This window comes from Natrinema sp. LJW11 (genome assembly GCF_056135975.1).
This window is the reverse complement of sequence record NZ_JBWBDM010000002.1, coordinates 814,963-832,740: the sequence shown is the minus strand read 5'-3', so window position 1 is coordinate 832,740 and position 17,778 is coordinate 814,963. Positions and strand designations below refer to the sequence as shown.

Here is a 17,778-nt window from a genome sequence, read left to right as displayed (position 1 = left end):
TTATAGTTGCCATCGACCGCGAGGGGCGTCGCCGATGCGTCGGCGGCGGTGATCGCTGCCCGGCGTCGCGTCCTATCGACTCGGCGACTCGTGTTCGCCGTCGGTGTCGTCGGTGCGTTCCCCGTTGGCGTCGCCGGTGGTTTCACCCTCGTCCGTCCCGATAACGACCGGCTCCCGGATCTCGAGGGCCGTCTCGAACTCGTCCTCGCGGTCCGTTCGCCGGCCGATCCGCAGCAACTGCTCCTCGTGTGCCCGGCGGATGGCGGACAGTTCGCGGTCGGTCGCGTCGATCTCGTCGCCGATCTCCGCCCAGTGGCCCCAGTCGACGAGAAAGATCTCGAGGTCGTCGCCCGCGTACAGCCGTTCGTACTCCCGGCGGTAGCGCTCGAGCCTCGGCCCCAGCGCGACCTGCGCGCGTTCGATCAGGTCGGGGAGTCGGGTCCCCGGAACGCTCGCCTTGGCGGCGGTGAGCACGAGCACCTGTCCCTCGATCGGTTCGCCCGCCATTCACCCACCCGCGCGCATCGCCTTCTGTGCGAACCGCTCGACGAGCGGCTCGAGGGTGTCGTCGTCGCCCTCGAAGACGACCGTCACCTCGGTCAGTTGTAACGAGGGGCCGATGTCGACTTTCTCCGACGAGAACGTCGCCGTCCAGTCGTCGCCCGCGACCGAGTCCTCGGCGACCTGCTCGCCGCCGAGATTCGTCAGATACCGGATCACGAGCCGCTCGGAGATGCCGCGGAAGGAGCGCTCGACACGCGTTACCATACCCGTGATTCGACCGCCGGACGGATAAAATCGCGCTCGGCGGTAACGCGCTCCGTCAGACGAGTGTGCGAAACACCACGACGGCTCCGACGCCGCCACACAGCGACAGCAGGATGCTCTCCGTTCGCCACATGACCAGCAGGACGACGCCGGCCGCGCCCCACTCCGCCGGCCCGCCGGCGGCCAGCTCCGGCCCGAGGATCGCGATCACGATCGCCCCCGGCAGGACCGAGAGCCCGGCCTCGAGTCGCTCACTCACGTCGATCCGTCGGAGGAGCCAGAAGCCGCCGACCTTCGTGACGGCGGTCACGAGCGCCATCGCGAGGATGGTCCCGACGACGAGGGGGTCGAGCGCGAACGCCCCATCACCGATCATCGCGGACCACCTCCACCGCGGCGGCCGCGAAGCCGCCGAGCAGGATGTACCACTGTCCCGGAACGAGTTCCGCGGCGAGGACGGCGGTCGCGAGCGCGACGAGCCACGGGACGAGCGTCGAGCGCCCCTCCCAGAGGTCGGCCGCGAGCGCGACGAAGACCGCCGCGAGGACGAAGTCGATCCCGTACCGTGACGGATCGCCGATCGCACCCCCGGCGGTCGCGCCGACGATCGTCGCCCCGACCCAGCACGACCAGATCGCGATGCCGGTCCCCAGGAGGAACGCGCCGCGACCGCCGCCGGACTTGAGTTCGCGCATCGTCAGCGCCCAGTTCTCGTCGGCCATGAGCAGGAGGCTCCCGTAGCCCCGGAGCGAAGAGAGCCGCTCGAGCCACGGCCCCAGCGCCGCGCCCATCAGGGAGTAGCGGAGATTGATCGCGAGCGTCGCGAGGACGATCGTCGCGGCCGGGAGCGGCTCCGCCCAGAGTTCGACGGCGACGATCTGGGCGGCACCGGCGAGCACGGTCGCGCTCATGAGCGTCGCCTCCGCGACGCTCAGTCCGGCCCGCCGGGCGAGCATCCCGAACGCGATTCCGTAGCCGCCGACGCCGATCGCGACCGGCAGACAGGTGAGAAAGCCGGCGCGGATCCCCTCCCGATCGAACGTCACGGGCTCGCGCTCGTCGTCTGCCGTGATCCGAGTCTCCTCGGTTCGCTCGTCAGACGGCCGGCCGGCGGACTCGTCGGGGCCGGGGACGGGACCTGAATCCGGGGCGTTGCCGTCGGTTTCCGTCACGGTCGTCTCGAGTCGAACGACGCGTAAAGCGTTCTCGAAATCGCACGCGGACGCCGTGATTCTTGACAGCGCTTTGCACGGGGGACCGGCGACTTACCGTCCATAGACGATCAGTGCGACGCCGACGAGCGCTGTGGCGAGTCCGTACCACGGGCCGCCGGCGACCGCGAGGGCGATCGCGAGCAGGACGACCACGACGCCGACGAAGAGACAGCACTGCTGGACCATCGTCTGGTCGCTGTCGCGGCCGACGAGCCGGTCGAACCCCAGATCGAGTATCAGTTCGGCGACTGCATCGAGCATACGCGATACCATTGCCGCACTGACAAAAAAGTGTACGGATGCTCTCGGCGTCCCGCGACGGCTTCCACGCCGTTACCCGCCGGCGACCGGCGGAAACACCGACACCACGTCGCCCGCTTCCAGCGTCGTCTCGACGCCGGACATGTGAACCACGTTGCGGCCGTTTTTCAGCACGCTCAGCTGCGGCCGGATCGCTCCGTCCTCGAGTAACTGCCCCTCGAGGCCGTCGTACTCGGCCTCGAGGGCGGTGAGCACGTCGCCGACGGTCGCGTCGTCGTCGACGGTTCGCGTTCGCTCTTTCGCTCCGACGGCTTCCCGAAAGGTGGCGAAAAACCGGAGATCGATGTCCATACCCCATACTCGTGTTCGGACGGCATAAGTGCGGGCGGTGGACCGGATCAGGCGGTCGATGCCGCCGGCGACGACGTGTACGAGACCGACTCGATATCGGCGTTCGCGAGCGCGTCGTCGATGGCGCTCGCGCCGCGTTCGCTCGCCGCGTCGGCGTCGTCGGCCTCGACGGTAACCGTCACCGAAAACTCGAGGGTGATCGTGTACGGGTCGAACGGGGCGGTCGGATGCTCGTAGACGTCAGCGTCGGCGATTTCCCAGTCCGTGATCGTCCCCGCGGCCGCGAGGGACTCGAGGGTTTCGGCGAGCGTCGACGTTGCCTCGTCGCAGGCGGTCGTATCGGAGCCGCCGTGTAGCGTCACGAGCGTCGTCCCCGATCGGGAGACAGCGAACTTCATACGCTCTTTAACCAGGCCCGGAATTTCAACGCTTGGGATGGGTGTGGGCCGGTCGTCGCTGTGGGGACGCGGGCTACGGGGGTGAGCGACGCCGTCCGATCCGTCCCGTCGTCGAGTTTGTCTGCTGATTCCCTGTCCGTCGTCCCCCTACTCCATCCACTACTCGATCCGGAACGGGACGCCGTGGGTCGAGAGTATCGCCCGCATCCGTTCGACGCCGCCGCGACTGTCCCATCCCGCTTGCGTATAGTGTTTGTACGGGTGGCGTAGCCACGAGTACTCGCGATGGGCGAACACGTCGACGGTTCCCTCGCCGGTTCGAAACAGCGTGACGTGCAGTTGCCACGATGCAAAGGACGACTCTCTCCGGACCCAACTGCCCGCCGAGCGCCGCCCGTCGTCGTGGACCTTCAGGGAGGCGATCGGCTCCCGTTCGAACGCCAGTTCCTCGAGGATCGAACGGGCCTCGTCTAGCCCGCGTTTGACGGTGCCGACGTACTCCTCGGGGTATTGTCTGCAGATGGCGTAGCCGCCGAAGGGTTCCTTGATCCGGTGGAGCGCTGGCAGGAGCCGACGGCGCACGCGGGTCGTCAGGTCGATCGCGTCCGTCCCGTCCGGCGTCGTCCGGTCGATCGTTGCCACACGTTTCACTCTCGAATCCAGCTACAAAATTGTTACTACCATAATTATTTCATCTCTTCAAATGATGTCCGGAGAATAGGGCCTGTGGGCAATAATTCTCGATAATAGGCCTATATACAACTATGTATAGGATTGATAAGTTCCGCTGTTGGCGGATCGACCGGCGGCCTCGTCGTCGTCACAGATCCTGCAACCGAATGCCGTCCGCCACCAACCGCGCGTTTCGCTCCCGATCGAGGTGGTCGCTGAGTCCGTCGTGCGCGTGGAGTTGCGCGATCACGTCGGCGTACAGCGTCCGCCACGCGATCGCGTAGATCGGCGACTGCCCCCACGCCCGCAGTTCGGGGACGAAGGCGTCGTAGGTCTCGTAACGCTCCTCGAAGCGGTCGATCGCCTCGAGTATCTTTCCGGCGGCCTCGCGCTCGTCGTCGGCCTCCTCGATGACCCGATTGAGTTGCTCTTCCCAGCCCGCAACGGCCTTTTGCATGTCCGCGGCCGCGCTCTCGTCCTCAGCCGGCAGTCGCTCGAGGATCGGTTCCGGAACGCCGAGGGATATTTCGTCCATGCGACGTTGTACGAAGTCGACTGGCAAGAACGTGGTCCCCGATTCGATGGCACTGACCCGGATACGTTCGCCAGTTCACACGTGGTGCGGTCGTCCGACGAATAGCAGACCGACCCATCGGGAAATCAATGTATCTCCCCGATCGATCAACCGACGTGCGGTGGCGCGCGCTGTCGGTCGTCCGAGTGATAACGAGGACGAGCGACTGCTTGGAAGTCGCTTGCGTCTTCCAGTGGATGAGCGAGCGACGGCAGGGAGCGAGTGTTAGCGCGGAACCGGAGGTTCCGCGAACCATCCGAACGGGGCTTCGCCCCGTGAAGAGAAATCGGCTGGGGAGGTCGTGGTCGTTCCCTATTGTCGCGGTAGCAGGACGCTTCGTCTCGCCCGATCCCCATCAGAACTCACCGTTCCGCTCCCAGCCGAATTGGTCGTAATCAGATAGCTGTTTCCAACTGAACGATACGAGACGTGACGCCATCGACGGAAGTCACGCCGCTAGGGCCACGTCGCCAGCATGATCTCGTCGACGAACTCGCCCTCGAGACGGTATTGCCCCTCGTGTTCGCCCTCGCGCCGCCAGCCGTTCTCCTCGAGGAACTCGATCGCGGCCTCGTTGGTCGCCGGCAGGTTCTGGTAGAGCTTCCGGTAGCCGGCGTCGGACGCCCACTCGAGACCGTACTCGAGCAGCGACGATCCGATCCCCTGGCGCCGATATCGGGGATCGACTCCGACGGTCACTTCGGCCGTGTGCCGAAGCGACTGGAGTTCGGGGGCGTCGAGATGGAGCCAGCCGACGACCTCGCGGTCTCCCATCGGTGCGCCCTCGTTCGGCTCGGTTCCCTCCGCTGCCCCGGAATCGTCCGTTCGGGTATCCTCGTCCGGTTCAGAGCTTTCGGCCGCTTCGGTTTCGTCCCCGGCCGGCTCCCGCCTGCGGACCGCGACGAAGACGATCCGAGAGCGCTCCTCGTTGGCCCGGACGAGCGCCCGTTCGCGCTCGAGTTCCGTCGCGACGTTTTCGGCGACGACGTACGTCCCGTCGTCGGCGACCGCCCGCATCGTCTCGACGACGCCCGCACGGTCCTCCTCGCGCGCCGGCCGGATCGCGACGACGCCGTCCTCGCACTCCAGACTCGTGGTCGTGGCCGAGAGCGCGACCCGAAGCTTCCCATCGGTTTCGGTCAGATAGCCGTCTGCTCGCAGCGCCTCGAGGGACGACCGAAGCTCGTCCGGTGCGGGCGGTGTCGTTTCGGTGTAGCTCCCCGACCGAGCGGGTTTCGAGTGAGATCGACCGTCGTCGATCTCGATCGCGCGCGCCAGTTCGGCCGGGGTGACGGCACCGTTACGCTCGACGTACTCGTAGATGCGCCGCTGTACGTCGTTCTCGAAGGATCCCGACGGATACATGCTCATACGGACGACCCCGCCGACCGAGGCCATTAGTATGCGACGCGTATCGATCGCTGCCCGCGAACGCGCGCCGCGAAGCGGCACATTGCCCGTGAACGCTGGCCGTTACGACGGTCGCTCACCCGCGTCGCGTCCGGGCAATCTCCTGTTATTCGAGCGAATTACGCCCGCTGTTCCAGGCCCGCCAGCGCCTCGATTGGAGCGAGCGACACGCTGGTTCGCTGGATTCCACACTCCCCGGTGTCGGTCGTGCCAGAAACGGGTCTATCGCTCGAGAGCGTTGTACACTATTTCCGCAGCTATACTGTGTAGCTGTGAGAATGTGTATTGCGATCTCTCTTCTCCTATCCATAACGAGAATCACCGTTTCGCGAGGCACTAGTATCGTCTTTCTCCGCTGGAAACCGGATGCGGTGTCCCGCCGGTACCGGATGCCATCGTGTGGGGGTGTTACTCAGGAACCGCTACCGCTTTGTGTTTGCTTTTCATACTCGTCGCCAATGAAGGGTCACGCTGCTGCTCCCGCTGCGGGAACAATTCTCTGTGCGTTTGCGACGGGATACGGGGCTGCGTTCGGTATCGACAAAGACGCTACTGCAACCGTGACACTCGACGATTCCGGCACGGTTTCGGGGGAGGTAGCGGACAACCCGGACACTGATACGCGTCTCATCGAGCGATGCGTTGAGCGGTGCGTTGAACGGTTCGGAGATAACGAAGGCGGTGTCGTTCGGACCGAGAGCGATATTCCGATGGCTGCCGGCCTCAAATCGTCGAGTGCCGTCGCAAATGCGACGGTGTTAGCGACGTTAGATGCGCTCGACGTCGCTGTCGTCGACACGACTGGTCACGATCTCGAGCAGAGCGATGGCAGCCGTCGACTCGTTTCCGGACAGGACGGCACCGCTGTGGATCCCGATCGAGACGAACGCGCGATCACGCTACTGGACGCGACTCGCATCGGCGTGGAAGCAGCCCGCGACACGAACGTGACGACGACGGGGGCGTTCGACGATGCGACGGCATCGATGCTCGGCGGTGTGACAGTGACGGACAATTCGAACGACGAGCTCATGACGAGAGATACCGTCGATTGGGACGTACTCGTCTGGACGCCGCCCGAGCAAGCGTTCAGTGCTGACGTGGATCACGACCGCTGTAAGCGACTCGCGCCGCTCGCAGACGAAGTTCTCGATCTCATCTCGAGAGGAAAATACCAGACGGCGATGATGATTAACGGATTCGGATTCTGTTCGGCACTTCGCTTCAGTTGCGATCCAATTCTCGAAGCACTCCCCGCGACGAAGGGCGTTTCACTGTCCGGATCGGGACCGAGCTTCGTCGCCGTCGGCGAACGGAGCGCGCTCGAAGAAGTGAAAGAACAGTGGGCGGCCCGAGACGGCGCAGTCTGGTTTACGGAAACTGTCGCCAACGGGGCGCGCATTCTCGATAGCGCATAAGCTACCAGTCGTTTTTGAGGTGAATCGGCCAACTGAGCGGCGTTTCTTCGTAACTAGTCGCGATGAGCGTTCGCTCACGTGCTTCTCTCGGCGCATTCTGTGGTGACTGGCGAGCGAACGCCGGGAACAGACGCGACGGGCTTACCCACTGAAAGGATTTTCGAGCGCAACACCATTTTGATATAGCTCTATAGGATTTACAGCCCGGTAACTGGATTGTCGACACCGCCCACTCGAGTCAGTAGCGATGGCCGGCACCGCGGGGGTCGGTCGGATTTGCGCTGCGCGCGACCGTATCGGTTGGGAACACGATCCGAACGGGTCGGAACAGGCCGAAACAGAGCCGTCGACCGTTCGTCTCGAGTCGAATCGGTCGCGCCCCGCGCGTCGAGGCGTTCGCTCGTGACCAGCGGGCCGGTGATTCGATTCCAGTCGGAACGGAAGCGCCACGCATCGGTCCCCGGCCCCGTCGATCCACCATTCGCGGGTTCGCGAGGCGGGTTCCGACCACCGCCATCGGACGGTCAGTTCCGACGCGTCAATTCGAGTCGTGTCCGTTCGGGGGGCGAGACGGACAGTTTGCGCGGTCGGCTATCATTGTCGCGCGTGTAACGGCTCTGTCACAGACGAGACAACCGGCTTTCGCGGCCGTGAACCCGGGGTGCAAGCGGTCGATCGGCCCGTTCGCGTTCGGGTGTCGGGCAGTCGTTCTCCCGTTCGAGTTCTATCTCGGCTCGAGCCGACTCCACACGGTGAGTCGCGCTACTCTCGAATGGCTGCCGTCGTAGTCGAGCGACAGCGTCCCGACTGGATTGCTGCACTCGGAATGCAGTCCCTCGCGACCCGTCTGGTATAATCGGTGGGTAGTAGCTACGACAGTCACTGCACACTCGGCCGCACGACAGGAGCCGGTTCGGAGCGATGCGCGGTTCGGGGCGAACAACGTGAGCGAGAACCGCGGGAATGCGAATAGCGCGGGATCGAAGATTCCGCGAACCGTGCGAACGGGCGCGGAGTGCCCGTGAGCAGACGTCGAGCGATGCGAGCCGTGAGCGAGTACCGCGAGCGAGAACCGCGGAGTGTGCGATCAGTGTGTACTCCGTTTTAGTCGTCGATCACTCGCTCGGCAGCACCACGGTCGGTCAGCAGTAGCACTCGACCCCCCACCTCTGCCGAGCGATCGACGAGCGCGAAACCGCCGGTTTCGATATTCGTGACCGCTCCTCCGGCGAGCGTGTGGGGCTTTCGCTGGCCAACACCGAACCCACGTCGTGGTGGATGATACTGTCGAGTAAACCTCCAGCTCGAGCGGTCACGCCGGTATCGCCAGTCGATTCGGTCTTTGGGGCCCGGAAACCGCTGAAAAGTGGCTGCAGAGCGATGCATACTGCCGGAACCAGCTACGCCGAACGATGCTTCGCGCACTCGTGATAAACTGCATGTCGCAATATCGAATTACGGACCAGAAGGCAGGCATATAGCCAGATAATCGGTTGGGCGAGGGTGTTCTCGATTTAATCTGCCTGTACGAAAGGGATAGTAGAACAGAATGAGGTGGCCACTACAGGAATCGGAGTGAATCCGTCAAAAACTGGGGTACAGAACAGCGCCGCCGCTCAGGGGTCGGCAGTCGCGGGACGGTTCTGGTTAGTCGGGCGGGTCAAGGCCATAGAATTCCTTCGCTACGGTGAGAAACTGATTTGCGTCTACGCACGGCTCATATGTCGGGTTTTCGCTCTCAATAGATAGTTTCACAAGCAAGTCCACGAGTCGCCAGACGTTGTACAGCACGCACGCGAACACGAAATTGAAGAACCGATACGTGTGGCGTTTGCTCGTTGTGCGGACACGGAACGTTCTAGTGTTCCGATGCCAGTCAGTACGAGTATCATTGAGAGTTCCGTTGCGGAAGAAGGAATTTCGTAGAACTTCGACAAAATCAGGTTTCTCGGCGTAGTGGGTCTGGAAGTGGATGCTTCCGTTGTAAGTCTCCTCGTTGACGGTAAATGTGAAGTACCTATCGTGATCGAACGGGGATTGAGTAGGTTGAGTTACCGACACTACTCGATAAGACGAAAAATGCCATCTAAAAAACATTTATTTGAATTGACTGGTACGGGTGACTGTACAGAACGAGCATCAATAGTTCAATACGCAAACATCGTTACGAACTCAAATACGGCTAGCATCAAACCAACGAACCGCATAGACAAGACGCCTCCTTTCTGGGGGTCGGGTCGCTAGCGTGGGAATTCCGTAACCCCTCCTCCAAGCTCCACATTCACCAGCAAATCAACTAATTTCTTCACTTTATACAGTACAAACGCGAAAAATTTTAAATCGATACATATGGCGGTTTGTTACGTGTCTGGGTTCCGAAAGAAATTTGCTAATGCATCTCTTCCATATTTAACACATGAACCGTCGTACATTTCTCGCCGCGTCCTATTCCCTTTCCGTTGTATCTGCAGCAGGGTGTATGAATAAAGAACCAAAAGAAAACTCCGAAGAAAACGAATGTCCGGATGAATGGGGTGTTATAATATCCAATCTATCTGAACAAATGAAAGATTTATCAGTGAGAATTACAGATAATGATGGTACCGTTTTATTTTCAGACACTCTTGAATTAGAACCACATAAAGACTCGTTTGACGGTGTTAAAATCGATACAAAAATCCACCACGGTGATAAATACACATTTGAAGCAAGTTTTTCGGAAAGTAATACGTTAGTCACAGAAGAGGTGGTTGATTGTGGGAACGCGTTTATTTATATCTCAGAGTCTAATGTGATAAAAATACGTATGGAGAATAATCGGGGAGATATGTAAATTATATAGAATTAACACATGCACTATTTGCTCTCTTTGTCTCGAATCCAATACTACAATTCTAATGTATTTTAATAGATTTTTATCCATAAGGAGCCCTATAAAATTAAATAAGCGCGGTACACTCACACTGGGCAATCCAACCGATTATTCGAGACATGCCTGCCTTCTGTCGGACACTATCGGAAGTTTCGGAACCGGCCCGGCGTCGTTTAATATCCTCGAGACCCAACCGATTCGATGTGATCGTCGACGGCCGCGTCCTGCGCGAGGATTTCGTGCCGAGCGAGGTGGTCCACCGCCACGACGAGGTGAACCTCCTCTCGGAGACCCTCGAGCCGCTGCTGTCCGACGGCCGACCGGATCCGGCCTTCCTCTTCGGGCCGACGGGCGTCGGCAAGACCTGCATCGCTCGCTACACGCTGGCCCAGTTGCGCGAACAGGAGCCGGCGGTGCGGGTCGCTTACGTCAACTGCTGGCAGGAGTACACGCGGTTTCGGGTCCTCTACCGGATCCTTGAGGGGGTCGACCGAGCCGTCGACGTCCACCGCTCGACGCCGAAAGACGAACTGTTCGAGCGGCTCTCTCGGGCCGACGACGAGCCGATCGTCGTTATTCTGGACGAGGTCGACCAGTTAGAGGAGACGGCCGCGTTGTACGACCTCCACCGATTGGGCCACGTCTCGCCCGTGCTGATCGCCAACCGCGAGGAGGAGCTGTTCGCGAGCTTCGACGATCGGGTGCGATCGCGGTTTCACGCCGGTACGCGGGTCCGCTTCGACCGATACGGTACCGACGAACTCGCGGCGATCCTCGCCGAACGAGCCGAAAAGGCCCTCGACCCGGGCGCGGTGACCGACTCCCAGCTACGGACGGTCGCCGACGCCGCCTCGGGCGACGCCCGCGTCGGGATCGGCGTGTTGCGATCGGCCGCCCGCCGCGCGGAGCGACAGGGACTGGCGTCGATCACCGACGACGCGCTCGAGGCGGCGATCCCGGACGCGCGGACGGCGATCCGTCGGAAAACCGTCGAGGGGCTGATCGAACACCAGCGGGTGCTCTACGACGTGATCGACGACGCGGGCGAGATCGAACCCGGCGACCTCTACGAGGAGTACGAGCGTCGGGTCGACGAGCCGAAGACGAACCGCACCCTGCGGAACTACCTGACGAAGATGGTCCACTACGATCTGATCGAGGCCGTCGGCAAGCGCCGGGGCCGGACCTATCGGCTCGTCGATGCGGATGATGCGGACGACGAGAACGGCGAGTGACGGGGACGGGTAGACGGCAGCGGACGAACGACGGGTGAACGACTGATCGCAAGTCGAAAGCGGCCGATCCGGTGTCAGCAGTCCAAAGCGCCACTGGAACTGCCCCCGAACGAGGCCTCTGACCGATTTCGGAATTCGTAACGGAAACCGAATCTTTCATCGAGGGGCCCGAACGCTGCCGTTCGGGGCGGTCGGCGGAGTATCGGAACTATCGGAAACGGTGTTCCGCCGCTTATGAGGCGCTCGCTCGAGTCCGTACGTATGCACCGACTCGAACTCGAGCCCGGCGTAACGCTGTTGCACGTCCCGTCGCCGCGGTCGGGGATCGTTCACCGACTGGTCTGCGATCGGCTGGCCGACGGCGCGACTGGCAGCGGCCGTCCCGGGCAGGCGTACTGGATCGACGCGCGGAACGCGGCCTCGACGCACGCGCTGTACGACGCCGCGTCGAGCCCGCGCGTCCTCGAGGGGGTACGGATCGCGCGGGCGTTTACCGCTTACCAGCACCACTCGCTGGTGCGGGCCGTCGCGCGGCGGGCGGAGCCGACGACCGAGTTGCTGGTCGCGCCGAACGTCGCCGCCCTCTACCGGGACGACGACCTCGCGGCGTGGGAGCGCGAGGACCTGCTGGCCGCGAGTCTCGAGATCCTCTCCGAACTGGGGGCCGTTCTCGACTGCCCGGTACTCCTGACGAGCGCCGACGGTGGGAGCAACTCCGACGCTGCCGCCGCCTCGGAGACGGTCGCCGACTACGCCGAGACGGAACTCGAGTGTACGCGAACGCGCGAAGGGCTTCGACTCGAGGCCGCGGATGACGACTCGAACGCGACGAGCGCGACGGCGGGCTACTGGCACGGCGACGTCTGGCAGACGACGATCCCCTACTGGGTCGAACTGTGCGGTGCCGTCGACGCGGTCGACCCCGTCGTCGCCGCCCACGACCGGGGACTGTTCGAGGTGCGTCCTTGATGGGCCGAACGAATCCGACCTACCGGGACGCCCTCCGAGGACTCAAGTCGGAGTGGGAGCCGATGGGCCGCGCGCTGCGACGGGAGCACCAGGGGGACTTCGAGCGGCTGTTCGACCGGGCCCGGACATTCGCAGACGCGGCGGGGCACGCCAACCCGCCCGAGCCCGAGCGGGCGTTCGTCCTGTCGCTGTTGCTCGCCCACGAGGCCGAGCTGCGTCGGTTGCGCGAGGACGTCGCGGCGCTCGAGGACGAACTGGATCGCGACCCTCGCGAATCGCGGAGTCGCGATGACACTGCGGAATCCGACGAATGAGTCCGTACACGTTCGAGTTCGCGAACGGCGCCGTTCGGGAGTGGACGCTGACCGAGTCGGGTGCCGAGCCCGCGGTCGTCGAGGACTACACCCCGTCGGTGTTCGTCTCCGCCCCGAACGACGCGCTCGCGGACCTGCGAGAGCGCCTCGAGGCGGATCCGAAAGTCGTCGCGACCCGTTTCGAGCGGCGGCCGACGACCCTCCACGAGGCCCACGCGGGCGAGCGGAGCCGAGTGCTGCGTGTCGACCTCGAGCGCGTCGGCGAGGTCCGGACGCTGGCCCGCGAAATTCGGGGCGTCCACGCACGCGAGGCCCACGCCCCCGGAGCGGTTCGGCTGTTCAACGTGGACCTCGCGCCGGGATTCCGCTACTGCCTCGACCGCGGGCTCGATCCGACGCCGACGCGCGACCTGCGGACGCTCCGGCTCGCCCTCGACGAGGCCGCGCTGGCCGACGACGACGTGTCGGCGCTGGAAATCGGGGGCGAGTCCGTCGGCGGCGACGCGACGCGCGCGCTTCGGGCGTGCCAGCGCCGCCTCGAGCGGGCGGACCCCGACGTCCTCGTCGTGAGCCACGCCGCGTTGATCCCGCTGCTCGAGCGCCGCGCCGAGGCGCTGGGGCTCGCGGACGTTCACCTCGGACGGCTGCCGGGGTGGACAGCGCTCGCGGGAGAGAACACGTATGCCAGCTACGGACGAGTCGGGCACTCGCCCGCGCGGTATCGGGTGCCGGGGCGGGCGATCGTCGATACGTCGAACAGCTTCTGCTGGCACCAGTCGGGGCTGGCGGGGATCCGCTACATGGTCGAGCGGACTGGTCGCCCGCTGCAGGAAGCCGCGTGGGGAAGCATCGGCACGTTGTTGACCTCGAGACAGATCCGGCTGGCCCGCGAAAAACGGGACGTGCTCGCGCCGTGGAACAAGTGGGAACCCGAGCGCTTCACCGACGTCGAGACGCTGCACGCGGCCGACCGCGGCGGCTTCACGTTCGCCCCCGAGGTCGGCTTCCACGAGGACGTCCACGAGATCGACTTCGCGTCGCTGTACCCGCGGATCATCTGCGAGCACAACGTCAGCCCGGAGACGGTCGGCTGTGACTGCGGAGCCGGCGACGGGGCGGCCGCGACCGAGGAGCCCGTCGCCGACGGGACGGCTGCGACCGCCGATCACGCCGCCGACGCCGGAACGCATCGCGTCCCCGAACTCGAGTACGAGATCTGCGAGACCGACGGGTTTCTCCCCGCCGTCCTCGAGCCCCTGATTTCCGACCGGGCCGACAGAAAACGGCGACTCGAGGCCGCCCCTCCTGAGGACGAGGCGGCGCGACTCCGCGCCGAGTCGGGCGCGATCAAGTGGGTCCTCGTCGCCTGTTTCGGCTATCAGGGGTACCGAAACGCGAAGTTCGGTCGGATCGAGTGCCACGAAGCGATCAACGCCTACGCCCGGGAGATCGCCCTGACCGCCAAACGGCGGCTCGAGGACGCGGGCTGGCGGATCGTCCACGGCATCGTCGACAGCCTCTGGGTGACGCCGCGGGTCGCCGAGCCGGAGCCGCTCGAGTCCGTGATCGGTTCGATTTCCGAAACCGTCGGGATCCCCCTCGAGCACGACGGCAGTTACGAGTGGGTGTGTTTCGTGCCGTTGCGCGACTCGATCGGGGGTGTCGGCTCCGGCGAGGGGGCCGGCCCCGACTCGGCGAGCGGGGCGTCCGCGGGCGCGTTGACGAAATACTTCGGCAAGCGAACGAGCGGCGAGTACAAATTCCGCGGGATCGAACTGCGCCAGCGGAGCACGCCGGCGTTCGTCGCGGACGGGCAGCGCGCGTTCGTCGAGGCGCTCGACCGCGAGCGCGACCCCGAGGCGGTCTGTGACGTTCTGGGCCGACGATTGAACGAACTTCGGGAGGGACGCGTCGACCCGGCCGCGCTCGCGATCACGAAACGCGTTTCGAAGTCCCTCGCCGACTACGGCCGGCGGACCCACACCGTGGCCGCGCTCGAGCGCTACGACCGTCGCGGGATCGACCGCCATCCCGGTCAGTCCGTCGAGTACGTCGTCACGGACGACGATTCGCGCGGCTCCGAGCGCGTCCGACTCGCGCTCGAGGACCCCTCGGCGTACGACGCCGACTACTACGCGACGCTGCTCGTGCGGGCCTGCGAGAGCGTCGTCTCGCCGCTGGGTTGGGACCGCGCCCGGATCCGGCGGTCGTTGCGCGACGGCCGGACGGTCCGGCTGTCGTCGTTCGTCGACTGACCGCGGGACCCGGCGCCCGTCAACTGATCGCGGGATCCGGCGATCGTCGACTGCGGAGACCGACGGCTACCGATCAGCCGTGCTGACTTTCACTAATACGCGAATAATTGGCTCGAGAGGAGGTCCAACGCTAGATTTACACCGCCAGCCCGTGTGTTGATCGTACATGGCTGCTTCCGATTCCACGGCAGGTGTTCTCCGTTCCCGCGTCCGCCGTCAGGAGGCCCTCGCGGAACTCGGTCAGCGGGCCCTCGAGTCGACCGATCTCGACGGGCTGCTGGCAGACGGGGCCGCCGTCGCCCGGGACGCGCTCGCGGCCGACGCCTGCTCGGTCCTCGAACTGCGCTCCGACGGCGACGCGGCGGTGTTGCGAGCGGGCGGGGGCGGTGACGCCGTCGGCTCCGTGACGGTACCGACCGATCCCGACTCGTGGGCGGGCGCTGCGATCCGATCCGCGGAGCCGGTCGTCGCGAACGCCGAGCGCGACGACACGTCCGCTTCCGACCGAGTCGCCGGCTGGGACGACACCGTCGAAATCGGTGTCGCGATCGGCTCGAGAGAGGAGCCCTGGGGCGTTCTCTGCGTCCACGCCCCGGCGGATCGCGCGTTCAGCGACCGCGAGATCGACTTCGTCGCGAGCGTCGCCGACCTCCTCGCAACGGCCGTCGAGAGTATCACCGAGCGCGGTCGTCTCGAGAGCGAACTCGAGACGACCGTCGATCGCGTGACGGACGCGTTTTTCGAGCTCGACACCGACTGGACCATCGCATACGTCAACGAGCGAGCGCGGGAGCTGATCGATCCCGAGGACGAGGGATTGCTCGGCGAGAGTCTCTGGGACGTGTTCCCGTCTGCGGTCGATTCGTCGTCCGAAGCGGAGTATCGCCGGGCCATGGCGGCTCGGGAGCCGACCAGTTTCGAAGAATACGTTCCCTCGCTCGAGGCGTGGTACGAGGTCCACGCGTCCCCCTCGGAGACGGGGCTCTCGGTCTACTTTCGGGACGTCACGGACAGCAAGGGGACCGAACGGGAGCTGGCGGAGACGAACCACACCTTACAGCGACTCTACGCGATCACCGCCGATCGAGAGCTGCGTTTCGACGAGAAAGTCGACGACCTGCTGGCGCTCGGCCGCGAGCGTCTCGGCCTCGAGGGCGCCTTTCTGGCCCGTATCGACGAGGCCGACGACCGCTTCGAGGTGACCCACGCGAGCGGCTCCAACGAGCGGCTTCGCCCGGGTTCGGTCATGCCGCTATCGACCGCCTACTGCAAGCGGACCATCGAATCCGACGATCTGCTCGCGTTTACCGACTCGCCGCTCGAGCACGGCATCGACGAGGACGCCTACGACGAGTGGGAACTCGAGGCGTACCTCGGCGGGCAGGTGATCGTCGACGGCGAACCGTACGGAACCCTCTGTTTCGAGGACGAGTCGGCGCGTTCGGAACCGTTCACTCCAGCGGAGCGGTCTTTCGTCGAACTCGCGACCCAGTGGGTCAGTTACGAACTCGAGCAGCGAGCCCACCAGCGCGACCTCGTGGAGAGCGAACGGCGCTACCGGACCCTCGTCGAACAGTTCCCGAACGGGCTCGTCGCGCTGTTCGACGAGGACATGGAGTACACGCTCGTCGGCGGACGGATCCTCGAGGAGATCGACGCGACCGTCCAGGAGTTCGTCGGACAGACGGTTCGACAGCGCTACGAGGGCGAAACGCGCGAGATCTTCGAGGCGAACTTCGACGCCGCCCTCGCGGGCGAACACCGCTTTTTCGAGTTCGAACTCCACAACCGCGAGTGGTCGGCCCACGCGGTGCCGATCGAAGACGATCGGGGCGAGGTGTTCGCCGGGATGCTCATGGTCCAAGACGTTACCGAGGCGAAGGCGAAAGAGCACCAGTTGCGCGAGCGGGAAACTCGCCTCGAGCGGTTCCGCGCGTACACCGACGACGTGCTCGACGCGATCGACGACGTGTTCTACGTCCTCGACGAGACGGGGGACCTCACGCGGTGGAACGAGACGCTCACGGACGTGGCGGGCTATACGGACGCCGAGGTCGAGTCGATGCACACGCTCGAACTCTTCGACGGTGACGACGCGACCGATATCTCGACCGCGATCGCGGACGCTTTCGAGACCGGACACACGCGCGTCGAAGCGACGGTACGGACGAAAGACGGCACCGAAATTCCCTACGAGTTCGTCGCCTCCAAACTCGAGAATCCCGACGGCGAGCCGGTCGTGACCGGGATCGGGCGCGACGTGACCGACCGGCGGGAGTACCAGCAACAACTCGAGGGGGTGGTCGCCGACCTCGAGGAGTCCAACGAGCGCCTCGAGCAGTTCGCCTACGCGGCATCCCACGACTTACAGGAACCGTTACGGATGATTTCGAGTTACCTTACGCTCGTCGAACAACGGTACGCCGACGAACTCGACGACGACGGCGAGGAGTTCATCGAGTTCGCGGTCGACGGCGCTCAGCGCATGCAGCAGATGATCGACGGACTGCTCCAGTACTCTCGAGTCGACACGCAGGGGGACCCGTTTTGCCCCGTCGACTGCGAGGACGTCATCGACGACGTGCTGGCAGACCTCGAGGTGCGGATCGACGAGACCGACGCCGAGATCAGCGTCGGCTCGCTGCCGCGGGTCTACGGCGATCCCGGACAGCTCCGCCAGCTGTTCCAGAATCTGTTCGATAACGCGATCACATATTCGGGGGACGGAACCCCACGTATATCCGTATTCGCCGAGAACAATGGGGTAACATGGACGGTCTCAGTTCGCGATCGGGGGATCGGGATCGACTCGAGCGACACGGATCGAATCTTTCAGGTGTTCGATCGGCTCCACAGTCACGAAGAGTACGACGGCACCGGTATCGGACTCGCGCTCTGTCAACGAATCGCCGAGCGCCACGGCGGCGAAATCAGCGTCGACTCTCAGCCCGGCGAGGGGTCGACGTTTACGATCGAGCTGCCGACGGTGCCCGACGCGGACGACGCGATGGAACGCGCGCCGGCCGGCGAGGCCGACGCCGAGACCGATCGACGACGGAACCAGTGA

At 64.3% G+C, this 17,778-nt stretch carries 17 protein-coding genes and 1 pseudogene; 7 read left to right on the top strand and 11 right to left on the bottom strand.

The features are described 5' to 3' along the window. Positions 1 to 72: 72 nt before the first annotated feature. From AC0QDI_RS08730 to AC0QDI_RS08685, 10 genes are all read right to left on the bottom strand, one after another. Entirely contained in the window at positions 73 to 507 is a 435-nt protein-coding gene (locus AC0QDI_RS08730) for a DUF8048 family protein (protein ID WP_474667218.1), read from the bottom strand. Continuing rightward, positions 508 to 768, bottom strand: coding sequence for a MoaD-like domain-containing protein (locus tag AC0QDI_RS08725; RefSeq protein ID WP_474667216.1), 261 nt, complete (start codon positions 766 to 768; stop codon positions 508 to 510). Positions 769 to 823: 55 nt separating this feature from the next. Further along, positions 824 to 1,144 (bottom strand): AzlD family protein, encoded by a 321-nt coding sequence (locus tag AC0QDI_RS08720; protein ID WP_474667214.1) that lies wholly within the window; start codon positions 1,142 to 1,144, stop codon positions 824 to 826. Next, complete coding sequence (locus AC0QDI_RS08715; protein WP_474667213.1) at positions 1,134 to 1,940, bottom strand: AzlC family ABC transporter permease; 807 nt, start codon at positions 1,938 to 1,940, stop codon at positions 1,134 to 1,136. The genes AC0QDI_RS08720 and AC0QDI_RS08715 overlap by 11 nt, the downstream gene beginning before the upstream one ends. A gap of 93 nt (positions 1,941 to 2,033) precedes the next feature. Further along, the gene (locus AC0QDI_RS08710; RefSeq protein WP_474667211.1) at positions 2,034 to 2,243 is read right to left on the bottom strand and encodes a hypothetical protein; all 210 of its coding nucleotides are present in this window, start codon (positions 2,241 to 2,243) and stop codon (positions 2,034 to 2,036) included. Positions 2,244 to 2,315: 72 nt separating this feature from the next. Next, positions 2,316 to 2,594 carry a ubiquitin-like small modifier protein 1 gene (locus AC0QDI_RS08705; RefSeq protein ID WP_474667209.1) on the bottom strand — a complete coding sequence of 93 codons (279 nt, stop codon included), beginning with the start codon at positions 2,592 to 2,594 and terminating at the stop codon, positions 2,316 to 2,318. Between the two features lie 47 nt (positions 2,595 to 2,641). Continuing rightward, positions 2,642 to 2,992, bottom strand: coding sequence for a hypothetical protein (locus AC0QDI_RS08700; protein WP_474667207.1), 351 nt, complete (start codon positions 2,990 to 2,992; stop codon positions 2,642 to 2,644). A gap of 159 nt (positions 2,993 to 3,151) precedes the next feature. Next, a complete protein-coding gene (locus AC0QDI_RS08695) occupies positions 3,152 to 3,634 on the bottom strand; it encodes a hypothetical protein (RefSeq protein ID WP_474667205.1) in 483 nt (160 codons plus the stop codon). Positions 3,635 to 3,812: 178 nt separating this feature from the next. Next, entirely contained in the window at positions 3,813 to 4,199 is a 387-nt protein-coding gene (locus AC0QDI_RS08690; protein WP_474667203.1) for a DUF7971 family protein, read from the bottom strand. Between the two features lie 495 nt (positions 4,200 to 4,694). Continuing rightward, positions 4,695 to 5,609: an N-acetyltransferase family protein gene (locus tag AC0QDI_RS08685; protein WP_474667201.1), complete on the bottom strand. Its 915-nt coding sequence runs from the start codon at positions 5,607 to 5,609 to the stop codon at positions 4,695 to 4,697. 497 nt (positions 5,610 to 6,106) lie between these two features. On the opposite strand from AC0QDI_RS08685, the gene AC0QDI_RS08680 reads away from it, so the two are divergent. Continuing rightward, positions 6,107 to 7,066, top strand: a complete 960-nt coding sequence (locus AC0QDI_RS08680) for a shikimate kinase (protein WP_474667199.1) — start codon at positions 6,107 to 6,109, stop codon at positions 7,064 to 7,066. Between the two features lie 1,647 nt (positions 7,067 to 8,713). Here AC0QDI_RS08680 and AC0QDI_RS08675 read toward each other — a convergent pair. Continuing rightward, positions 8,714 to 8,920: pseudogene (locus tag AC0QDI_RS08675) on the bottom strand (transposase); the annotation flags it as partial. A gap of 625 nt (positions 8,921 to 9,545) precedes the next feature. Here AC0QDI_RS08675 and AC0QDI_RS08670 point away from each other — a divergent pair. The 6 genes from AC0QDI_RS08670 (at position 9,546) to AC0QDI_RS08645 (ending at position 17,778) form a co-directional block, all read left to right on the top strand. After that, positions 9,546 to 9,899, top strand: a complete 354-nt coding sequence (locus AC0QDI_RS08670; protein WP_474667197.1) for a hypothetical protein — start codon at positions 9,546 to 9,548, stop codon at positions 9,897 to 9,899. A 242-nt stretch (positions 9,900 to 10,141) separates the two neighbouring features. Next, complete coding sequence (locus tag AC0QDI_RS08665) at positions 10,142 to 11,173, top strand: Cdc6/Cdc18 family protein (protein ID WP_474667195.1); 1,032 nt, start codon at positions 10,142 to 10,144, stop codon at positions 11,171 to 11,173. Positions 11,174 to 11,434: 261 nt separating this feature from the next. Next, entirely contained in the window at positions 11,435 to 12,142 is a 708-nt protein-coding gene (locus AC0QDI_RS08660; protein WP_474667193.1) for a P-loop NTPase family protein, read from the top strand. Next, a complete protein-coding gene (locus AC0QDI_RS08655) occupies positions 12,142 to 12,456 on the top strand; it encodes a DUF8156 family protein (RefSeq protein WP_474667191.1) in 315 nt (104 codons plus the stop codon). Before AC0QDI_RS08660 ends, AC0QDI_RS08655 begins: the two co-directional genes overlap by 1 nt. Then, positions 12,453 to 14,711: a DNA polymerase domain-containing protein gene (locus tag AC0QDI_RS08650; protein WP_474667189.1), complete on the top strand. Its 2,259-nt coding sequence runs from the start codon at positions 12,453 to 12,455 to the stop codon at positions 14,709 to 14,711. The genes AC0QDI_RS08655 and AC0QDI_RS08650 overlap by 4 nt, the downstream gene beginning before the upstream one ends. 166 nt (positions 14,712 to 14,877) lie before the next feature. Beyond that, positions 14,878 to 17,778 (top strand): PAS domain-containing protein, encoded by a 2,901-nt coding sequence (locus tag AC0QDI_RS08645; protein ID WP_474667187.1) that lies wholly within the window; start codon positions 14,878 to 14,880, stop codon positions 17,776 to 17,778.

Coding starts and splice junctions, on each gene's coding strand:
- AC0QDI_RS08730 (WP_474667218.1), bottom strand. CDS start 507: ATGGCGGGCGAACCGATCGAGGGACAGGTGCTCGTGCTCACCGCCGCC.
- AC0QDI_RS08725 (WP_474667216.1), bottom strand. CDS start 768: ATGGTAACGCGTGTCGAGCGCTCCTTCCGCGGCATCTCCGAGCGGCTC.
- AC0QDI_RS08720 (WP_474667214.1), bottom strand. CDS start 1,144: ATGATCGGTGATGGGGCGTTCGCGCTCGACCCCCTCGTCGTCGGGACC.
- AC0QDI_RS08710 (WP_474667211.1), bottom strand. CDS start 2,243: ATGCTCGATGCAGTCGCCGAACTGATACTCGATCTGGGGTTCGACCGG.
- AC0QDI_RS08705 (WP_474667209.1), bottom strand. CDS start 2,594: ATGGACATCGATCTCCGGTTTTTCGCCACCTTTCGGGAAGCCGTCGGA.
- AC0QDI_RS08700 (WP_474667207.1), bottom strand. CDS start 2,992: ATGAAGTTCGCTGTCTCCCGATCGGGGACGACGCTCGTGACGCTACAC.
- AC0QDI_RS08690 (WP_474667203.1), bottom strand. CDS start 4,199: ATGGACGAAATATCCCTCGGCGTTCCGGAACCGATCCTCGAGCGACTG.
- AC0QDI_RS08685 (WP_474667201.1), bottom strand. CDS start 5,609: ATGAGCATGTATCCGTCGGGATCCTTCGAGAACGACGTACAGCGGCGC.
- AC0QDI_RS08680 (WP_474667199.1), top strand. CDS start 6,107: ATGAAGGGTCACGCTGCTGCTCCCGCTGCGGGAACAATTCTCTGTGCG.
- AC0QDI_RS08670 (WP_474667197.1), top strand. CDS start 9,546: ATGAATAAAGAACCAAAAGAAAACTCCGAAGAAAACGAATGTCCGGAT.
- AC0QDI_RS08660 (WP_474667193.1), top strand. CDS start 11,435: ATGCACCGACTCGAACTCGAGCCCGGCGTAACGCTGTTGCACGTCCCG.
- AC0QDI_RS08655 (WP_474667191.1), top strand. CDS start 12,142: ATGGGCCGAACGAATCCGACCTACCGGGACGCCCTCCGAGGACTCAAG.
- AC0QDI_RS08650 (WP_474667189.1), top strand. CDS start 12,453: ATGAGTCCGTACACGTTCGAGTTCGCGAACGGCGCCGTTCGGGAGTGG.
- AC0QDI_RS08645 (WP_474667187.1), top strand. CDS start 14,878: ATGGCTGCTTCCGATTCCACGGCAGGTGTTCTCCGTTCCCGCGTCCGC.